Here is a 21,372-nt window from a genome sequence, read left to right as displayed (position 1 = left end):
TCGTTTGAAATATGCTGAGTAAATACTTCACTTCCTTTGATATCATAAATAGTAATTGATGAATTGGCAGCATTTTGAATCGTTGCTACTGCGCTTACCGGATTTGGATAGATGCTTATATCATCTATTTCTGTAGTAGCGATATCCTTATTGCTTTGGGAACTGTTATTAAATTCGATCCAGTTGAGATTGAATAAATAGCCGCTTCCTCCGGTAAATACCAAATAAATATCTTGTATTCCGCTTGCATTAGAAATGCTTGTGTTTAGTGTTTGCCAGTTTTGATTACCTCCTGTGTTAGAGACTGATATAGAGCCTATCAGAGTTCCTGTTGTACTTCCAGTTCTTACTTCGATGATTCCTCCTGTATAGTTACATGCGATACGTGCATCCATATTCGATAATCCCGATATGTTAATGTCATCAAAGCGTAACCAATTACCATTATTAATCCAACCTACATTTTCACCTCCTCCGTCATCTGTGGTGACTTCTGTTTGGATACCATTCATTGCATCATAATCTTCCGCTTCTATACGATCATAATTGGTTATATTTGATGTACTAACTTGTATGTTCGAAATAGTATAAGTTTCATCAGCATAACTCGTAAAAGCATTTATTATCAATTCTAATGAATCTCCCGAAATATTTGACATTGAAATGTTTTGACTTGATATCGTATTGGTGTTTTCTAATAGTGTTTGTTGTGATCCTCCATCGACTTTGTAATACACATTTAAGTAATCAGCTGTTTCCATTGGTCCTATACCTTCTACAGTCATAGAAATATTTACTGAAGAGGCACATGAAATATCAATTGATCCAGAAGTGTAATTCAATGTATCCTGAGTAACTGAAAGGGTTCCTTCTAACCATGGTAAATCACAATCTACAATACTTGGTGAAAATTGAAAGCTATCCACATCCAATAAATACCCGGATCCACCAGTAAAAACAAGATATATGTCCTGAACACCACTCACCGAACCAATGTTTGTTGAAATTGTTTCCCAAGTAGTCCATGATCCCGTATTTGACACCTCTAAAGTTCCTAATAAATTACCTGTAGTACTGCCTTGTCTTATCTCTATATTTCCCCCAGAACTCCCACTAGATACGGATGCCGTAATTGATGCTGCACCATTCTCAAAATCTACATCCTCAAACATAATCCACTCCCCATTCTCTATATAACCAACATTACCACTACTAGTAATTTGTGTTCCAGATTCATTGCAATAATCTTCAGCTTCTATTTGTGTAAAGGCATTAAAATCAGAACACTCTATAGGTATATTGTCAAAATCACAGTTAGAAGATTGAGTAATCGTATTGCCAGATCCATAATCGGTTACTGAACCACATGTAATTATGGTGTTCCCACTAGCCGAAGATTCAAGTATAATCCGATACTCTGTTTCATTCACTATAGTAGAATTATCACCTGAAATAACAATAGCGCGTTCCTCATCGGAATCTAAAGGCCCTGGGGTTCTATGAAAAACAATGTTATGGTTACTACCCAACACATCACATAAATTATGTGGTCCTGTTGCATGCGGAGAAGGAATTATTGTCCATTCAATATCCATATTGCTCCTGTTCAATCTGAAATCAGATAAAGTGGCATAAGCAAAATTTCCGGATGAATTCGTTATTTCGCCTCCAGAAGGCATGTTCCAGTTAGTTGCACCACAATCAATAGATGTTGTGTTGGTAACAGTAGCTGGTCCACCTAAGTATAATCTAACGCCACCTCTCATTTTTTTTGCTACACAATTTTCTACCGTAACACTTCCTGGTATATTGTACATTCTAAAACCATCCTCACAAAGAGAGTGTACCTCATCGGTGGGAATAGGAGCATTGTCATCAAGAGGCATTTGATAATTAGATCTATAGGGTAGGTCGTAAGAATTCGTTTCTTGGTATAAATCTCCTGTAGGACGAACTCTGCCTTCTACTAATGTGTTTTTTATAACAGTCTCGTCTGCATCTCCTTGCATATATATCCCATGACCGAAAGCTCGCTGCTGAAGTTCAACATTGTCTATAGTATTTCTTTGTCCTCTAACAAGTATACCACAGCGTTTATCTAGTCCGTATACATTATTTGACCCAATACCATACATGCTTCCGTATCCGTAAGGATAAGATCCTCTTACGGTTAACTTAAGGCCATTAATTAAGTTGTCATCTCCATCAATATTCATAACAGCATCGCCACCTAGACCATGGGCTAAATTAGTTCGGTCCTGATTGTAAGCACTGAAATCTGTTATCTCGGTCAGACCATTGCGGTAAACATCTTCTACTTCTCCACCAGTGATAGTAATATTATTTCCTTCAACTAAGAGATACGATTCATCAACACTACCTACAGGAACTCGTATATACACACCAGTTAAATCAATAGTATTATTTGAGCCCGAAAAAATAATATTTCTGGATGAACTCGACAGATCTTCGAGATCATAATTACCAGAGGCCATTACAATACTTTGGTTACTATTTTGAACGGCCGCTCGAAGTTGTGCTAATGAATTGACATTTGTCTGGGCATTTCCTGAGGATAATGACATCAAAATCATTGTTATCATTATAAAAAAATGGTATTTTTTCATTTTTGAGGTTTTAAGTGATGTTGGCGTTTTTATGTTTATTAATGTGGAAAAAGTATTTTAATTCTTTATTACTTTTTTGATTTTGCTACCATTGAGATCTGTGATTTTCATGAGATACATGCCAGAACGCAGACGTTCTAAATTCATAGTGCTTATGCCTTCTCCATTGTTGATAATAGTTTTTGCAGCTACTACCTGTCCGGTTATACTAATAATTTCTACTAACGCAGTGGTGTCTATATTGCCTAGTTGAATAGTTACTATATCGTCGATTAGAGTAGGGTATACAAGGACTTGGTTGTTCGGGATTAAGTTTTTTGAATTAGAACTATCCGCAGAAAACTCTAACCAGTTTATATTAAATAGATATCCACTACCACCATTAAATACTAAATAGATATCCTGAACTCCGGAGGTGTTACTTATAGAAGTGTTTAGCGTTATCCATTCTTGGTTCCCTCCGGTATTCGAAACAGAGGTGCTTCCTATGAGAGTTCCTGTTGTACTTCCGGTTCTTATTTCAATAGTTCCACCAGTAAAATTACAGGCGATTCTTAGATCAACGCTTTGAGCTCCTGTTAAATCAATTGCGTCAAAACGCAGCCAATCTCCGTTATTAATCCATCCTACATTTTCACCACCTCCGGCATCTGTAGTAACTTCTGTTTGTATTTGATTCATTCCATCATAATCTTCTGCTTCTATTCTTGAAAAATTAGCTGGCGAATTACTAACTTCTGTAATACTAAAAGATTCCCAAGTTCCATTTCTATCACCTCCAACCATTTTTACGGTTCCAGTATTGTCTATTTGTAATCTTTTAAATTCTGTATTCACAGCGGGTAATGTTAAAAAATAGGTATTCGCTATGGCGCCTTCAGAAAAATCATAATAGGTCCATGACCCACTTGAGGATGTTGGTTGCATATCCGCATATTCCTGTTGATTTGTTCGTAATCTTGGTTTGGTTCCCCCGGCAGCTCGTTGTATGTGCCAGTATCCATTCCCTTTATCCACAAATTTCCATTCTACATCTTCTCCCGTAGTTGTAGTTGTTGTTGTGTATGCGTCTTCACTTTCTCCGGTAGCAGCAAGTCTAAGGTTATGATGCGGAGCATCGATATAATAAGTTTTACTCGGATCCGGAATAAAGTCTACAGTAATTGAGTTTAATAATGGGATTCTAAACGTAACAATCGATTTACCTGGAATGGAATATGAGTTTGCTAGATTGTGATTTTCGACTTGAGCAAGGTCATTTGCATCGTTAGTGATAAAAACTTCTGCATAATCTACATATTTGCCATTAGGAAGGTTATTAATATTTTCTTTAATAGCTATTGTACTATCCGACCAATTGGTATAGACAGTTACTAATTCGGATTGTTCAGGATCAATAAAAGAAACTCCCATTAATCCGTTTAGATCATCTGCTCCTGAAGTGCTTATGCGTTGATAACCAGGTCTAATAAATCTACTAAAATTACCTAGTGCCCATAGATTTTTGTCGGTATCGATAGTTCCGGGGTTTTCTAACGAAGCATAATTCCCACCTCCTGGAATTAACCGTATCAAATAAAACCTATTTTTTTGACTCCATCTTTCTCTTTCTAAGGCGGTCCAATAATCCCAAATACTTACTCCTGCAATTTCGAGATCTGCATAAATAATTTTGGCTAAAAAGATGGCATTGTCTAATTTATCGTCATAATGCTGGCTTAATAAATTATATTCAGTTTGATAAAGTTCTAAACCATCATAACTATCCGTTTTGGCTTTTGCATTAGCCCTTGTTGAACGAATTGAAGAATCAGAGCCATTTATCCAATAAGAATGCGCCCCTATACCTTTAAGAACTTGAGAAAAATTTCCCAAATAATAAGGACTACCAGAGTTAAAATAGTTATCTACGATATCACTTTTTTCAGCATCTTCCTGCACCTGATATAGGTATTTGTAACTGCCCGCTTCTGATAATAAAATTTTAGTATCTAACCCTTTACTTAATATGTCTCTATTGAGCTTGTCTACTAACGCATAAACTTCGTCATGTTTCCAAGGACACCCTTCTTGACCACTATTCCATTCATATTGGGGTTCGTTTATTGGACTGATTTGTGAAAATTCTATGCCTTCATCAGAAAAGTGTTTTAGGACATTGACTAAAAATTCTGAGAAACTATTGTAATTATTAGAAGCTAAATTTGTTGTTCCGTACCTGTTCGTATTATCGCTATTAGTTCTTCCATTTTTAGTATAAAAACGAGGAGGACTGTTTACAAAAGCAACTAACTGGTGTACATTATAATCATTTGCAGCTTTTAAAAACCACTGTTGTCCAGATTGTTTGTTCCAATTGTAATTGACAATTTCTTCTCCATTAACTTCTTCTACACTTTCAATAAAACATTCAGACCTTCTTTCCTCTTTTTCAATATTACTAGCACTTCCTTGTTCGGTACTGCCTCCTCCAATATTAAATCTCCATCTGGATAAACCAATTCCTTGAGGTGTATTATTGTTAATCTCTGTAGAAAATAACAATTCAGCTATTTCTTCCTTTACATCTTGATCCCAATATTTGCCAACAGCATCAAAATTCCAAGCATCAGAAGCACCAAAACCTTGTATGGTTTGGTGTCTATTTTCAAAATCTATTTCAACGATTTGCTGCGCTGATATATGTAAACAAAAGAACAGGATTACTATTGGCAGTATTTGTGTTTGAAGTAATTTTAAAACAATTTTCGAATTTAGAGGGTACATTTTGTGGTTGTGGATTAATTAATTATTCTATTGTTAGTTTTTATTTTTGAATACTTATTTTTTTGAAAGAAAACGGTTCTTTAAAATGATTTTCATAACTTTCTTTGTATTATTTAATTTGATCAACTCAGCATCGAATATCCTTTTAGCTTTAATTGTATGTTCATCTTCTCATCTTTTAGATACAATAAAAACGCTTCTGGAAAATTCATTTTAGTAAGCGTATGTGTATAAGAAAATGGAGAACATAAAATCGTTAAGCATGGAGAAGCATTTATTCGTGAGTCTGATTTTTTCATTTTTTTGAAAACGCTACTTTTCATATTACAAGATCGCGGCTATTTTTTTAGTTAGCAGAATTGTTTTTGTAAAATATACTTGGAATAGTAGTTGTGGGCTATTGTCTGAAAGCTTTGAATGATCGTTGATTTTTTCGAAAACGATAAGTGGTATAGACCAGTTGAGTATTAAGTGAGTTTGTTGTGAAAAAATAAAAAACAATTACATAGATAGCTTTTTTTATAGTAGTGTTGTGGTGCATGATTATTGGTTTTAGTGTTATTTTACTTGTGTTTTGTTGTTTTTTTTGTTAAAAAAATAAATTAAATATATTTTATTAACAAATATAAGTTAAAATTATCAACTTATAAATTTATGAATATTTTCCTTTGAAAAGATGTCTTAACTAGTTGCCGAAGTATTTAAAATAGAATTCGTTCTATTTCAATTAGAATTAGGGAATCACATAGTCTTTTTCGTTTATGTCTTATATAGGTTCTTTTTTTGTTTTTTATGATAATAAGGTCTCCTTTGATAGTTTTCTATGTTATTATTTTTTTTTGAGCAGTGATTCCATGGATCATCGAATACTACTTCATAATTGACAGATTCTATTTTTTGATCACCACATAGTAGTTCATGATATTCCAATCATGATTAGGTCAGTATATTAACATTATGGTAATTGTTTTGCGAGCAAATAATTCGGGAAACTAGAAAAAATCTTAAAACACAATGTTGAAATATAGTAGTGAAGTAAATATTCATTCATGCTATACAATCCAAATCAAAATCATGAAATCAAACTTTATTTTTTTTGCATTAGTATTATTAAATTTCACCCTGATGGGGCAAACCACCTCAGGTGAATTAAAGAGATGGCACAAAGTAACTATAGACTTTAACGGTCCTAATACTTCAGAAACAGCTGCTACAAATCCATTTTCGGATTACAAATTAGATGTAACTTTTACTCATTCTTCCTCGGGAACAACCTATGTAGTGCCAGGTTTTTATTCTGGATGTACAGATCCGGAGGATAGTAATTGTAGTTCTGGAGACATTTGGAAAGTTCACTTTTCTCCAGATCAAACAGGTACCTGGAACTGGTCTGTTTCATTTATGACAGGTTCCGACGTAGCTATAAATGGTGGTGGATCGGATGCGGGATATATGAATGGTGATACAGGTTCAATAGTGATTTCTGAATCTGACAAAACAGGAAGAGATTTTAGAAATAAAGATTTGGGTCGACTACAATATGTAGGAGAACATTATTTAAGATATTCAGGAACAACTCCATCATCTCCCAATGGAAAATGGTTTGTAAAAGCAGGGGCAGATTCTCCCGAGAACACATTGGCCTATGAGGACTTTGATAATACTCCGAATAGGGGTAGTAGACGAAAATCATGGACTCCTCATGAACAGGATTATAATGCTAGCGATGCATCAGATTATACTTGGGATGGTGGCAAAGGAACCGAATTATTAGGTGTTGTAAACTACTTATCCGAAGAAGGTGCTAATGCGATGTCATTTTTAACTTTTAGTCTTGGAGGAGATGATGAAAATGTTTTTCCTCATTTGATGAAAGTGTCAGAAAGTGTATATAATGGTTATGATGATGCTACCCAATGGAGTAGTGGGGTTCATAAGGACCGGTTTGATGTTTCTAAAGTAGCGCAATGGGAAAAAATATTCGAGTATGCCGATAAAAAAGGAATGTATTTGCACTTTAAAACCATGGAGACAGAAAATGATGAGTTTATGGACGGAGGAAGTTATTTAGGGCGAGAACGAAAATTGTATTATAGAGAACTTGTTGCTCGATTCGGACATCATTTGGCATTAAATTGGAACTTGTCTGAAGAGTCTACTTTGGATTCTGACGTTATTATTGATAACATAGAATACCTTAACGAAATTGACCCTTACAGTCACAATATTGTATTGCATACCTACCCAGGTCAAAAAGACCAACGATATAATCCGTTGTTAGGAAGTCAATCAAACCTTACAGGAGCTTCCTTACAATCGAATATGACATCTGTACACGGAGATGTAATCGAATGGATTGCGAATTCTAATAGTGCCAACAGAAAATGGGTTGTAGCCAATGATGAGCAAGGTCCGGCAGATATAGGTATACGCGTTACAGACAAAGAGGTGCGAGAAGAAATTCTTTATGGGACACTCGTGGCCGGAGGTGCCGGAGTAGAATATTATTACGGATATACAAGTAATGATGGTGATCTTTTTAATCAAGATCATCGACTAAGAGGAGTGAAATATCAAGAGGCAGGTTATGCGATTACTTTTTTTGAGAATTACTTTAATGAATATTTAGTAGGGGCCGTAAGTAATGATGGATTAACGGGAGATTCAGATGATTATGTGCTTGCTAATTCAGGAAATGCATATGTTGTATATCTTCCAAACGGTGGGTCAACAAGTATAACTTTGCCATCAGGGAATAGTACATATGAAGTGCAATGGTATAATCCACGAAGTGGTGGAAGTTTAACTACTGCAACAGTATTAGGAAATAATTTAGTTGCCCCAGATGATAATGATTGGTTAGCCTTGATTAAGAAATCGGATGGAACCAATACAGCTATCACATTACCAGGTTTTTTTGAAGCAGAAGCGTATACAAGCCAATATGGAGTGCAAATAGAGACCACTGAGGATACAGGTGGTGGTTTTAATCTAGGGTATATTGAAAATGGTGATTATGTAGAGTATTTAGTAGATGTTGAAACATCAGGAACTTATGATGTAGAAATCAGAGTAGCAAGCCCGAATAATGGTAGTAGTATATCTTTGACATCTAATGGAATTGAAGTTGGAGAAGCGGCAGTTACCAATACGGGTGGATGGCAAAATTGGACAACTATAGAGACCACTATAGACCTTTCTGCTGGAGAACAAACATTACGTTTGGATTTCACTGGAGAGAGTTCGTATTTGATGAACTTGAACAATTTAGAATTTTCTGAGAGCACTGATGATATAGGAGATTGTATTCCTCTAGAAGTTGATGGAGTTCTTGCTGTAGAAGCAGAAAATTATACGAGCCAGACAAAAACAGATATTCGTCAATGGTACTTACAGGATGGATCTGGCATAACAACACCGACTCCAGATCTTGATGAAAGTCACCATAGCAATGCCAGTAGTGGTGGTTATCTAGAAGTTTTGCCAGATACGCGCGTTACACATGACGATCAGTTGATTTGGGGAACAAATATCACAAATACAGGAGGAGAGGTTGCTGTACTTAATTATGATGTGAAGTTTACCAATCCTGGTAGATATTATGTATTTGTAAGGGCATATTCTACAGGGACAGAAGATAACGGGATTCATGTAGGACTTGATGGATCTTGGCCGGCTACAGGAAATAAAATGCAATGGTGCTCTGGTAAGAATGCATGGACTTGGGAGAGTAAGCAAAGAGATACAGGAGATACTTCTTGTGGAATAGATGAGACTATCTATATAGATGTGCCTACTGCTGGTGTACATACAGTTTCATTTTCTATGAGAGAAGATGGGTTTGAAATAGATAAGTTTGTATTTACCCAAGCGTTTACAAAGCCTACAGGAACTGGTCCAGAAGTAGTCTTAGATGATTGCGATACAACAAATGCAGCACCTATTGTTTCTGTTACCTCTCCAGCTAATGGATCGACATTTGAACCTGGAGCTTCTATTTTGTTAAGTGCAAATGCTTCGGATTCTGATGGTGCAATTGCTAAAGTTGAGTTTTTTATTGACGGAAGCTTAGTCGCAACAGAAAACTTGGCACCCTATGAGATCGCTACTACTTTAACAAGTGAAGGAAGTTATATCATAACTGCACAGGCCACGGATAACGAAGGAGCTGTTACCTTGTCAGAAGCCGTTACTATTGAGGTAGAGGAAGAGGTGATAGAAAATACAATCGATATACCAGGTGCTTTTGAAGCAGAAGATTTTGAAAGTAATTCAGGGACCGTACGAATAGAAAGTACTCCAGGAAGTACAGGTAGTAATTTAGGTTTTATTAGAAATGGTGATTATGTAGAGTATTTGGTAGATGTAGATTCCTCAGGAGATTATTCATTTGATATATATGCCTCTAGTCGAGGTATAGGAGGTACAGTAGAAATTCTTGAAGATGGACTTTCTGTTGGCTCTTTGGATCTTCCTGTAACAGGGGAATGGCATGAATACGATGCATATAATACAACAGTTACCTTGTCTGCAGGTGTTAAAACCCTTAGGTTTTTGTTTGTTGGAGGAACTGGATACTTATTTAATATTGATAGGATAGAGGTCACTGCTTCTGACGAACAGCCTATAATTCCTGAAACAGTAAGTCTGTCTCCAATTCATGACGCATACTTGCAAGGTTCAACACGATATGATTCAAGTATTGTACGTGTTGAACAAGGAAACAGAACAGGGTATCTTATGTTTGATTTGTCATCAATTAGCGGAGTAGTTACAGATGCTAGTCTTAAGTTTACGGTGTATTCAGATCCGGGTAATGGAAACCTTACCGTTCATAAGGGAGGTACAGATGATTGGACAGAGGATAATTTATCAACTTCTAATAGTCCAGAGCCAGTAGAACTATTAGGTAGTATAAATGAAACGTATGCTATTGGTGATACAAAGACAATTTCGTTGGATGTGAATGGAGTTTCAGGGGATTTATTAAGTCTAGTCTTAAATGCTACGTCAGGAAATGACTTGGCTTTTGGATCAAAAGAAAACGCAGCGGTAAGTATACCTGAATTAGTGGTTACTTATACCTCTGATGTAAAAAATAGTAATGAGTCGGCGGATATTAAAGTGTTTCCAGTACCTGTACTCAATACTATTAATTTTTCTGGAGTTCCTCAAGGAACAAAAATTAAGATATACAATATCTTAGGAGCAATTCAGAAAGAAGTGGTGTTGAGTAATAATCAAAACTCTATAGACATGAGTGGTATGGCGGCAGGATATTACGTTATGATGTTTCTTGAAAACAACAAGGCTAATAAGCCTATTAGTACTAAGAAAGTAATTAAGCTATAGTTAAAAAAAAATGATTATTACTAACCATTATATGGCAAGTGGCTATTTAGAATAATTTGTTAGAGTAGTTTATTATTTAAAAAAAAGCGGTAAGAATATATATTCTTACCGCTTTTTTAAGCATTTAACCTCTTTTCAGCGCGTATAAATTAATTTTATTGTACTAAGAAAGGTGTCATGATTACGTGTTCTGAATAAAAAACAATTATACAAATTGTAATAGGTGAATAAATATATATATTCGGTTAAGATTTTTTTTATTGTTTCGGAGTTTCTATTTTGATACCAAGTTTGGTCATTACCTTTTTAGTAAGATCATAACTAGGATCTATATATGCCAAACCACTAGAAGTTATTGTAAAAACCTGAGTAAACTTTTCGGCTTGAGATATTTCTTCTAGTGCTTTCCCTATTTTTTGATATAAGGGTTGTAATAAATTGTTTTGTTCTAGCTGAACAAGTTGTGATCCGTTTTGACGAAATTTTGCTATATCATTTTCTAAAGCAATGATTTCTTCTTGTTTTGTTTTTTTCATTGGATCAGTAAAAGAAGCCACCTTTTCTTGATACTCTTTTACTTTAGATTGGTAATCGTCAACCTTAACTTTTAATTCAGTTTCGAGTTTTGCGTTATATGCCTTTAACTCTTCCTGAACTTGGGCAAGTTCTGGCATCTGTGATAGGATATATTCGGTGTCAATGGTTCCTGTTTTAGACTGTGCATTTACCTGAATGCTAACTGCCAAAATTATTATAGCTACTAATACTTTTTTCATCTTATTTTTAATTACTGATTTTTGATTTTTGCAAATATATAAGGTCTTAATCAATATATATGCCATGAATTATGTTTTTTAAGAACATGAATAGAAGTAGCGCCTTTATAATGATTGATTTAGCCCAGATTATATTATGAAGCTTAAAAAATTAAATGAGGTATTAAGAATTATTGGTTATAATTGTCAAAAGACGTATCAGGTGTTCTAAAAGTACTATCTGGGTTTTGGGTTAGTTACTTTAAATGAATCAATAGAGGTCATACTTGGTATAATTGTCCACGGTGAGGTTTTAAGGCATCTCGAACAGTTTTCATTTCAGAATCAATTACCACCATGTATGCAATACTGTGCATATCATTCAAATTTTCGGTTCCGGTAATATTCACAGACAATTTTTCTGACTGAATATATTCTTTAAGATGAAATTCATGATGTATAGCTGTTTTCGCTGCGACTGGACCTCTAAAATCCCAGATTAGTTTTAGTTTTCGCTCCAAATTATCTTTTTATTTAGGTATTAGTTTGTTTTTTCTTAATTATTTTTTTTTAAATAAGACATGTTAGTCCATGAGAACACTTTTTCCGTCTTCAATAAATACCTTGAAATTTTGCATTTGCATATAGGATTTATTTTTGAAAGCTGCATACAAGAAAGGCTTCATGAATTTTAAGGAGCCACTAAATCTGAATTCATTAGTAGAGGTCCACTTTGTACTTCCGTTGGGTAATTTTTCAAAATTATTTTCTTGAATGTTATATATGTTTTTAGAATCAAAGGTGCGGTGTATTGATTCCGGAAGATCCATAAGGATAATAGTTTCAGTTACTTCGATCTCTTTTTTTCCGATTCTATATATTAGCTTAACAGTAGTTCCTGTTTTTTCTTCTTCAATAACCAACGGTTCAACACTAACAAAACCTTTTTGCCAATGCTTCATGTTTTTTCTGGATTTATATTCTTTGGTAACTAGTTCTAATGGTTGGTTAATGATCACACGAGTAGTATATTTCATTTTGGGGATTCTAGGTTATTAGGTGTTAGAGTATGGGGGCGCAATATACGTAGAACATAAAAATTTTAAAAACTAATACTATACCTTTAATTGCTTCGTTAGAAAAAGAACTTGTAAAACATCTTAATATTATTATTTTTGTCCAGTTTAGGACTTCATAACAAATAAATCATGCGCAAAACGTTATTGTTATTCTTTTTAGGGGCTTCTTTTTTTGTTGCAAATGCACAGCAATCAAAGGATGTATTATTTACGATTGATGATTCACCAGTATATATATCAGAATTTAAGAGGGTTTATCTTAAAAATATTGATCTAGTAAAGGATGATTCTCAAAAAAACATCGATGAATACCTTGATTTGTTTATTAATTATAAGCTAAAATTAAAAGAAGCAAGAAACCTCGGTTTAGATAAAAAAGACACTTATTTAAAGGAATTTGAGGGATACAGAAAACAACTGGCAAAAGGATATCTTAAAGATACGAGAATTTCTGATGCTTTGGTAAAAGAGGCATATGATCGGTCATTAGAACGAATTCAGGCAAGTCATATTCTTATTGGTGTAAAACCCAACGCATCGGCCAAGGATACTTTGGCGGCATATCAAAAAATTGTAGAAGCAAGAGATAAGATCATAAAGGGAGCATCTTTTGAAACTATTGCAAAAGAGTATAGTCAAGACCCTTCGGTTGTTAAGAATGGTGGGGATTTAGGTTGGTTTTCTGCTTTTAGAATGGTTTATGAATTCGAAGACGCTGCTTATACTACTCAAGTAAATGATATTTCTATGCCTTTTAGAACACAATTTGGTTTTCATATTGTAAAAGTAAATGCACGAGAAAAGAAACTAGGCGAAGTTACTGTTGCCCATATAATGGTAGCTATAAATGCAAGGAGAACAGCAGAAGAAGCAGAAAAAAGAATTAAAGAAATCAACCAACAACTCAATCAAGGAGTTGCATTTGCTTCATTGGCCAAAGAATATAGTGATGATCCCAGTACAGCTATTGAAGGTGGTAAAATTAGAAGGTTTGGACAAGGAGCACTTAATTCTAAAGAATTCGAACAAACTGCTTTTAGTCTTCAGGAAAAAGGAGAGCTTTCTAAACCTATAAAGACCAAGTATGGATGGCATATTATCCAATTGATAGAAAAACATCCTCTCAAAACTTTTAAAGAGCAAAAAAGTGAATTGGCTAAAAAAGTAGAAAAGGATGGTAGGTCTAAACTTGTAACAAAAGCATTTATTGATTCGTTAAAGCAAAAGTATTCGGTTATAAAAAACGAAAGTGCAATTTCTTATTTTAAACAAACAATACCAGAAACATTTTTTGATCAAGAATGGGTCATTGACGAAAATACAGATCTTACTAAGGACTTATTTAGTATAAAAGATGAAAAGTATTCTTATAACGATTTTGTAGTCTATCTTAAAAAAAATAAAAGTAGAGGGTCAGCTTTTGCAGATACAGATATTTTTGTTGATCAACTGTATAAAACTTTTGAGTCTTCAAAATTACTAGAATACTATGAAAATCATCTCGAAGAAGATAATGCCGATTTTGCAAATATTATTAATGAGTATCGAGAAGGACTTCTTCTTTTCGATCTTATGGAGTCTAAGATATGGAATGTGTCCAAAACAGATTCAATAGGTCTTAAGAAATACTATGAAGCGCAAAAGGATAAATATACTAAAAACGAGAGTTATAAAGTAATCAAAGCTTCATCATCAAAGCTAGAAGCAATTAATAAGGTTGAGGGGCTACTCACAGCAAAAAAGTCAATCGAAGAGATCAAGAATGAGGTTAATAAAGGAGATGTTAGTTTAGTCTTAATTTCTGAAGAAGAATTAGTCAAGGGAAAGGACGTATTACCAAAAGATTTTACTGTTGAAGAAGGAGAAATTACAATTACTAATAAAGAGAATTTTTCTACTCTTATTATGGTGAAAGAAATAGTGCCTTCAAGAATTAAAACTTTTGAAGAAACTAAAGGAGAGGTTATTAGTGATTTTCAAGAAAGCATTGAAAACAAATGGTTAGACAGTCTGAAAACAAAATATTCAGTGCAAGTCAATGATAAAACCCTAAAAAGGGTTAGAAAAGAATTGTCTATATAAGCTCAAACAGTCTTTAAGCTTTTTCTGAATAGAAAAACTTTAGAGTTGCGATCTTGCGGGTATGGAGCATAGGGGTTTTAATTTTTGAATAATTAAAAGATAAAAACAGGTGAGACGTTATATAGTAGTGTTGTGGGTATTAGTACTTGTGTCGTGCCAAAATTTTGAAAATCGGATAAAGAAAGAGATAGTAGCAAGAGTAAACAATAGTTACTTATATAAGGAAGATCTCAAAAATCTTGTGCCCGAAAATACACCATCAGTTGATAGTTCTAATATTATCAAAACTTATATTAATAACTGGGCAACCCGCCAATTATTTATTGATCAAGCAAAACTTAATCTTACAGAAGAAGAATTAGAAACCTTTGATGATCTTGTAGAAAATTATAAAAACACCTTATATATAAATGCATATAAGAATGCAGTTATTAATAAGTCTATTGATATGGAGATAACTGAGCAAGATCTTCAGTCCTATTACGAACAGAATTTAAAAAATTTTAACCTTAATGAGGAGCTAGTAAAATTACGTTACTTACATTTGCCTGCTGATTATGATAGAATTGTTGCAACACGAAAACAATTTGGTCGTTTTAATGAAGAGGATAAAGAAGAATTAATAGAGAAAAAAGTACAGTATTTGGCATATTCTCTCAATGATTCGACTTGGATAAAATTGGACCAAATATTTGGTAGAATCCCCATACTTAAAAAGCAGGATAAGTCAAAGCTTCTAAAAAATAAAAAAGAAGTGCAACTTAAAGATTCTACAGGGATTTATTTGGTTAAAATAGAACATTTTTTAGGGAGAAATGAGTTAGCACCATTAGAATATATTCGACCAAGAATAAGACAAATAATTCTAAATAAAAGGAAGCTAGAATTGATAAAGAAAATAGAAAAAGATATTACAAGAGATGCAGTCGAGAATAAACAATTTGAAGTATATGATTAAAACTACTATTTTTTGCGCTTTAGTTACGATAAGTGCAGGATCACAAATATTTGCTCAAGAAAATGTAGAAGAAAAAGTAAAAGACTCTGCGCAGGTCGTTCAAAATGCCATAGTTGTTGAGAGTGGTTTGTCTGATAATGATACAATTGCCAAAATTAATGAAAAAGATTCATTGATAGAAAATGCTGTAGATGTACCCAAAGATTCTGTTAAGGCACCATTTAAGAGAATGAAGATAGATGGTGTTGCTGCTGTGATAGGCGAAAACGTGATTCTTGATAGTGATGTAGCCATCGCATACCAACAATTAATAAGTGAAGGTGTTTCTCAAGAAAATGTAAGTCGCTGTGAGTTAGCAGGAAGTTTGTTTGAGAGTAAATTATATGCACATCATGCTATTCAAGATAGTATTATCGTAAAAGATGCAGAAGTGAACGCTATGGTTGAGCAACAACTAAGCTATATGACTAGTGAGCTTGGTACCGAAGAAAAAGTATTAAAGTTTTATAAAAAGGATAATATTGATGATTTTAAAAAGGAACTTTTTGAGATCAATAAGTCAAATAGATTATCTGAACAGATGAGAACAAAAATTATTCAGGATATTCAGATTACTCCAGAAGAGGTTAGAGAGTTTTTTGATGAAATTCCAAAAGATGACCGACCACTTTTTGGTACAGAAGTAGAACTGGCACAAATAGTAATAGAACCTGAAATCCCTGAAGAAGAAGAGCAAAAAGTTGTCGATAGATTATTGCAGTTTAGAGAAGATATAGTAGAGAACGGAAGTAGCTTTGCTACCAAAGCAGTATTATATTCTCAAGACCCAGGGTCAAAGTCTACTGGAGGAAAATATACACTTAACCGTCAAACCAATTTTGCAAAAGAATTTAAAGATGTAGCATTTAGTTTGCAGCAAGGAGAGGTAAGTGAGCCTTTTAAAACTGATTTTGGATGGCACATCGTAAAAGTAGACAGGATTCGAGGAGAAGAAATAGATGTTAGGCATATATTACTTATTCCTGAGGTAACAAGATCAAGTATTGAAATAGCTAAAAAACAAATAGATTCGATAAGAGATAAGGTTGTTTCGGGTAAAATAAAATTTAAAGAGGCTGCAAGAAAATTTAGTGATGATAAAGAAACAAAAGAAGATGGAGGCCAGTTAATTAATCCAACAACAGGGGATACGCATTTTGAACTTACCAAAATTGATCCTATATTGTATGATCAAGTATCTAAATTAAAAACAAATGAGGTTTCGTTGGTAATTCCTGATCAAGATAGACAAGGAAGGAAGAAGTATAAATTAATCACGGTTTTAAATCGTTATGATGAGCATATAGCAGAGTATTCTACCGACTATCTCAAAATACAAGAGTTGGCTCTCAGGAAAAAGCAAATTGAAGCTATTAGAAAATGGCAGAATGAGAAAATTGCAGATACGTATGTTAAGATAAATGGTGAATATAGAAACTGTGAGTATAGTGGTAACTGGTTAAAAAAATAAAAAATAATATGTCAAACGACGTAGTGGCTATAGAAAAACTAGTAAAAAAACATTCAGAACTTAAAAAAGAAATTTCCAAAATAATAATTGGGCAGGAAGAAGTTATCGATCAGATACTTATTTCTGTTTTTTCTGGAGGTCATGCGTTATTAATAGGTGTCCCTGGGTTGGCAAAAACTCTTATGGTTAATACCATATCCAAAGCTCTTGGATTAAGTTTTAAAAGAATTCAATTTACACCTGATCTCATGCCTAGTGATATACTCGGTAGTGAAATCCTAGATGAAACAAGACATTTTAAGTTTATAAAAGGACCAATATTTTCTAATATTATATTAGCTGATGAAATTAACCGTACTCCTCCTAAAACACAAGCTGCATTATTAGAAGCAATGCAGGAGAGATCGGTTACCGTAGCAGGACATCATTATACATTAGATTTACCTTATTTTGTACTTGCAACACAAAATCCTATAGAGCAAGAAGGTACATATCCTTTGCCAGAAGCACAATTGGATAGGTTCATGTTCGCGATTGAACTCAAGTACCCAAGCTTTGAGGAAGAGGTTGAGGTTGTTAAAAGTACTACAGGCGATCATACCAATACTGTAAACCCTTTGTTTACAGCCCAAGAAATTATTGATTTCCAAAACCTTATTCGTAGAATACCAGTTGCTGATAATGTAATTGAGTATGCGGTAGGTATGGTTGGTAAAACAAGACCTAATTCAGAAACAGCAACAGACTTGGTTAAAAACTATATTGATTGGGGAGCAGGACCTAGAGCTTCTCAAAACCTAATTTTGGCTGCCAAGGCAAATGCAGCAATAAAAGGTAAATTTTCCCCAGATATAGAAGACGTTCAATCAGTGGCATTGGGTATTCTTCGTCATCGTATTATAAAAAATTATAAAGCTGAGGCAGAAGGGGTGAGTACTGAGGATGTAATTAAAAGTTTGTTTTAGTAAATAAGATGGGTATATCAGAACACTTACATGTGTCGTGTTTTTGATAAATAACTTAGGTCTTTTTTCATGATAATTAAATTATAACTTTTTTTTAGTAAGTATTAAACCTTTTGATGGTTTAATAGTCAAAGTAGTAGATCCTCAAGTTAGAGGAGATGTTTAACTTAATATGAAAATTAAATAGATGAAAAAAATTGTAACCTACGTAATGATATTGTGTCTTGGTGTAATCTCAGTATCTGCACAATCAAAAGAAAAATCAGATCATAAAGGAGCTCAAAAAGAATTAAAAGAAGAGTTTAAAGCAAGTCTTTCTGATGGTCAAAAAGCGCAATATGCAAAATTGGTAGAGCTTCGTAAAAATCACAGAGAGTCATTAAAAGCAACATATACAGAGGAACAACTAAAGGTGTCAGAAAATAAAGAGCTTTCAAGAAAAGAGAAGCGCTCCGCAATCAAGTCGACATTTACAGAAGAGCAAACCAATATGGTTACCGCTCATAAAGAAGCTCTGAAGAAAGAGCGCGAAGTTTTTAAAGCTAGTTTGAATGAGACTCAATTAGAACAATATGAGAAGTTGAATAAAAAAAGAATGGGCAAAAAGAAAGGCGCTAAGCGCAAGGAATAGTGTCCTATTCTATTAGTATAATTTTAAAGAAGTGAGACCCCTAGGATCTCACTTCTTTGTTTTTATAAACCCTGCTTTCTCCAGGACAATTAATAATGTAACTAAAACGTTTTCAATTTGATTATAAATATGATCCCTATTTATTATCTTTTTTTAATGATTTTATAGTATTAGTAAAATTAATTTGTGAATTTCAGGAAATGACTATCCTATTATTTTAAAAAATGTAAAAAGTTAGGAATAGATATATTCATTTAATAAAATCGGTTAAAATTCGTATTTTCGCATGACTTTTCAATACTTAAAAATAATAAGAGATGGCATTCGATATCGATATGATAAAAAAGGTCTACAGTCAGGTAGCAGAACGTGTTAATTCAGCGCGCAAAGTTACAGGTAAACCTTTAACATTGGCAGAGAAAATTTTATATGGACACCTTTGGGATGGTAAAGCAGATAAAGCTTTTGTAAGAGGAAAGGATTATGTTGATTTTGCACCCGATCGTATCGCTTGTCAAGATGCAACAGCTCAGATGGCCTTGCTTCAGTTTATGCAAGCAGGTAAAAATAAAGTAGCCGTTCCAACTACTGTGCATTGTGATCACTTGATTCAGGCAAAAGTAGGAGCGGATAAAGATTTACAATCAGCATTAAATACCAGTAATGAGGTTTTTAATTTTTTAGAATCTGTTTCTGATAAATACGGAATAGGTTTCTGGAAACCTGGTGCAGGGATTATTCATCAGGTAGTACTAGAAAATTATGCATTCCCAGGAGGAATGATGATTGGTACGGATTCTCATACAGTAAATGCAGGAGGACTAGGAATGGTTGCTATCGGAGTAGGAGGAGCAGATGCTGTAGATGTTATGGCAGGAATGCCATGGGAACTTAAATTTCCTAAATTAATTGGTGTTAAGCTTACTGGTAAACTTAGTGGGTGGACTGCACCAAAAGATGTAATCTTAAAAGTAGCAGGAATATTAACTGTAAAAGGTGGTACCGGAGCTATTATAGAGTATTTTGGACCAGGAGCTACGGCTATGTCATGTACAGGTAAAGGTACTATCTGTAATATGGGAGCAGAAGTAGGAGCAACAACTTCTACTTTTGGTTATGATGAATCTATGGAGCGTTATTTACGTTCTACAGATAGAAGCGATATTGCAGATGCGGCAAATGAAGTAAAAGAGCATCTTACAGGAGATCCTGAGGTATATGCGAGTCCAGAGGATTATTTTGACCAGGTAATAGAAATTAACTTATCAGAATTATTACCACATGTTAATGGTCCTTTTACACCAGATTTGGCAACACCTGTTGGTGAAATGTTAGACAAAGCAAAATCCAATGATTGGCCATTAAAAGTAGAGTGGGGATTAATAGGATCTTGTACAAACTCTTCTTATGAGGATTTATCAAGAGCAGCATCAATCGCACAACAAGCTATTGATAAAGGACTTAAAACTAAGGCAGAGTTCGGTATTAACCCAGGGTCTGAACAGGTTCGATACACTGCAGAAAGAGACGGCTTATTAAATATTTTTGAAAAACTAGATGCTAAAATATTTACAAATGCATGTGGACCATGTATTGGACAATGGGCAAGAGAAGGAGCAGATAAAGAAGAGAAAAATTCTATAATTCATTCTTTTAACCGTAACTTTTCTAAACGTGCAGATGGTAACCCGAATACGCACGCTTTTGTTGCATCACCAGAGATGGTCGCTGCAGTAGCAATTTCTGGTCGATTAGATTTTAATCCAATAACAGATAAGTTAATTAACGAGAACGGAGATGAGGTAATGTTGGATGAGCCAACAGGATGGGAGCTACCTCCAAAAGGTTTTGAAGTAGAAGATGCAGGATATCTTGCCCCTCAAGAAGATGGTTCAGGTGTTCAAGTAGTAGTAAGCCCAGATTCTGAGCGTTTACAATTATTATCTCCATTCGAAGCATGGGATGGTAATAATATAACTGGTGCTAAATTATTGATTAAAGCATTCGGAAAATGTACAACAGATCACATTTCTATGGCAGGACCATGGTTACGTTATAGAGGACATTTAGATAATATCTCTAATAACTGCTTGATAGGAGCAGTAAATGCATATAATAAGAAAACCAATTTTGTAAAGAGCCAATTAAATGGTGAGTATGATGGTGTTCCTAATGTGCAAAGATCATACAAAGCGGCTGGTATACCAACTGTGGTTGTAGGAGACCATAATTATGGAGAAGGATCATCTAGAGAGCATGCGGCAATGGAGCCACGTCACTTGGGAGTTCGTGCAGTAATCGTAAAGTCATTTGCTAGAATTCACGAAACCAATCTTAAGAAACAAGGAATGCTTGGTTTAACTTTTGCAAATGAGGCAGATTATGACCTTATTCAAGAAGATGATACTTTTAACTTTACAGACCTTAATCAGTTTGCTCCTGGTAAACAATTAACGTTAGAAATAGTGCATGCTGATGGTTCTAAAGATACAGTTATGCTAAACCATACATATAACGATTCACAAATAGAATGGTTTAAAGAAGGTTCTGCGCTTAACTTGATCAAGAAGCAAAACGTATAAGCATAAGCAACAAAATATTTTTTTGACTCCCGAATATCAAATGATATTCGGGAGTTTTTATTTTT

At 34.2% G+C, this 21,372-nt stretch carries 13 protein-coding genes; 7 read left to right on the top strand and 6 right to left on the bottom strand.

The features are described from left to right. From DZ60_RS22690 to DZ60_RS25080, 3 genes are all read right to left on the bottom strand, one after another. The coding region (locus DZ60_RS22690) for a carbohydrate-binding protein (protein ID WP_152537391.1) at positions 1 to 2,627 on the bottom strand (2,627 nt) is incomplete at its 3' end. A gap of 57 nt (positions 2,628 to 2,684) precedes the next feature. Continuing rightward, positions 2,685 to 5,393: a glycoside hydrolase gene (locus DZ60_RS24115; RefSeq protein WP_025741506.1), complete on the bottom strand. Its 2,709-nt coding sequence runs from the start codon at positions 5,391 to 5,393 to the stop codon at positions 2,685 to 2,687. Positions 5,394 to 5,515: 122 nt separating this feature from the next. Next, positions 5,516 to 5,692 carry a hypothetical protein gene (locus DZ60_RS25080; RefSeq protein ID WP_161634373.1) on the bottom strand — a complete coding sequence of 59 codons (177 nt, stop codon included), beginning with the start codon at positions 5,690 to 5,692 and terminating at the stop codon, positions 5,516 to 5,518. Positions 5,693 to 6,467: 775 nt separating this feature from the next. On the opposite strand from DZ60_RS25080, the gene DZ60_RS24110 reads away from it, so the two are divergent. Then, on the top strand, positions 6,468 to 10,745 hold the full coding sequence (locus DZ60_RS24110; RefSeq protein WP_161634372.1) for a carbohydrate-binding protein: 4,278 nt from the start codon (positions 6,468 to 6,470) through the stop codon (positions 10,743 to 10,745). 257 nt (positions 10,746 to 11,002) lie between these two features. On the opposite strand, the gene DZ60_RS0107645 is transcribed toward DZ60_RS24110, so the two are convergent. The 3 genes from DZ60_RS0107645 to DZ60_RS0107635 form a co-directional block, all read right to left on the bottom strand. After that, positions 11,003 to 11,521, bottom strand: coding sequence for an OmpH family outer membrane protein (locus DZ60_RS0107645; protein ID WP_025741503.1), 519 nt, complete (start codon positions 11,519 to 11,521; stop codon positions 11,003 to 11,005). Between the two features lie 260 nt (positions 11,522 to 11,781). Further along, positions 11,782 to 12,021, bottom strand: coding sequence for a hypothetical protein (locus tag DZ60_RS0107640; RefSeq protein ID WP_025741502.1), 240 nt, complete (start codon positions 12,019 to 12,021; stop codon positions 11,782 to 11,784). Between the two features lie 63 nt (positions 12,022 to 12,084). Continuing rightward, positions 12,085 to 12,537, bottom strand: a complete 453-nt coding sequence (locus DZ60_RS0107635; RefSeq protein WP_025741501.1) for an SRPBCC family protein — start codon at positions 12,535 to 12,537, stop codon at positions 12,085 to 12,087. Between the two features lie 171 nt (positions 12,538 to 12,708). Here DZ60_RS0107635 and DZ60_RS0107630 point away from each other — a divergent pair, with 171 nt between their 5' ends. The 6 genes from DZ60_RS0107630 to DZ60_RS0107605 all read left to right on the top strand — a co-directional run bounded on the left by DZ60_RS0107630 (position 12,709) and on the right by DZ60_RS0107605 (position 21,307). Further along, a complete protein-coding gene (locus tag DZ60_RS0107630) occupies positions 12,709 to 14,661 on the top strand; it encodes a peptidylprolyl isomerase (RefSeq protein ID WP_025741500.1) in 1,953 nt (650 codons plus the stop codon). A 109-nt stretch (positions 14,662 to 14,770) separates the two neighbouring features. Next, positions 14,771 to 15,619 (top strand): hypothetical protein, encoded by an 849-nt coding sequence (locus tag DZ60_RS0107625; RefSeq protein ID WP_025741499.1) that lies wholly within the window; start codon positions 14,771 to 14,773, stop codon positions 15,617 to 15,619. Continuing rightward, positions 15,612 to 17,129, top strand: coding sequence for a peptidylprolyl isomerase (locus tag DZ60_RS0107620; protein ID WP_025741498.1), 1,518 nt, complete (start codon positions 15,612 to 15,614; stop codon positions 17,127 to 17,129). The genes DZ60_RS0107625 and DZ60_RS0107620 overlap by 8 nt, the downstream gene beginning before the upstream one ends. A gap of 8 nt (positions 17,130 to 17,137) precedes the next feature. Further along, entirely contained in the window at positions 17,138 to 18,094 is a 957-nt protein-coding gene (locus tag DZ60_RS0107615) for an AAA family ATPase (RefSeq protein WP_025741497.1), read from the top strand. Positions 18,095 to 18,281: 187 nt separating this feature from the next. Beyond that, complete coding sequence (locus DZ60_RS0107610) at positions 18,282 to 18,725, top strand: hypothetical protein (protein ID WP_025741496.1); 444 nt, start codon at positions 18,282 to 18,284, stop codon at positions 18,723 to 18,725. A gap of 317 nt (positions 18,726 to 19,042) precedes the next feature. Next, the gene (locus tag DZ60_RS0107605; protein WP_025741495.1) at positions 19,043 to 21,307 is read left to right on the top strand and encodes an aconitate hydratase; all 2,265 of its coding nucleotides are present in this window, start codon (positions 19,043 to 19,045) and stop codon (positions 21,305 to 21,307) included. Positions 21,308 to 21,372 lie beyond the last annotated feature (65 nt).

The organism is Aquimarina pacifica (genome assembly GCF_000520955.1).
Taxonomy (GTDB): Bacteria; Bacteroidota; Bacteroidia; order Flavobacteriales; family Flavobacteriaceae; genus Aquimarina; species Aquimarina pacifica.
Note: the sequence above shows the minus strand (reverse complement) of the source record. Positions and strands in the feature narration are given on the sequence as shown.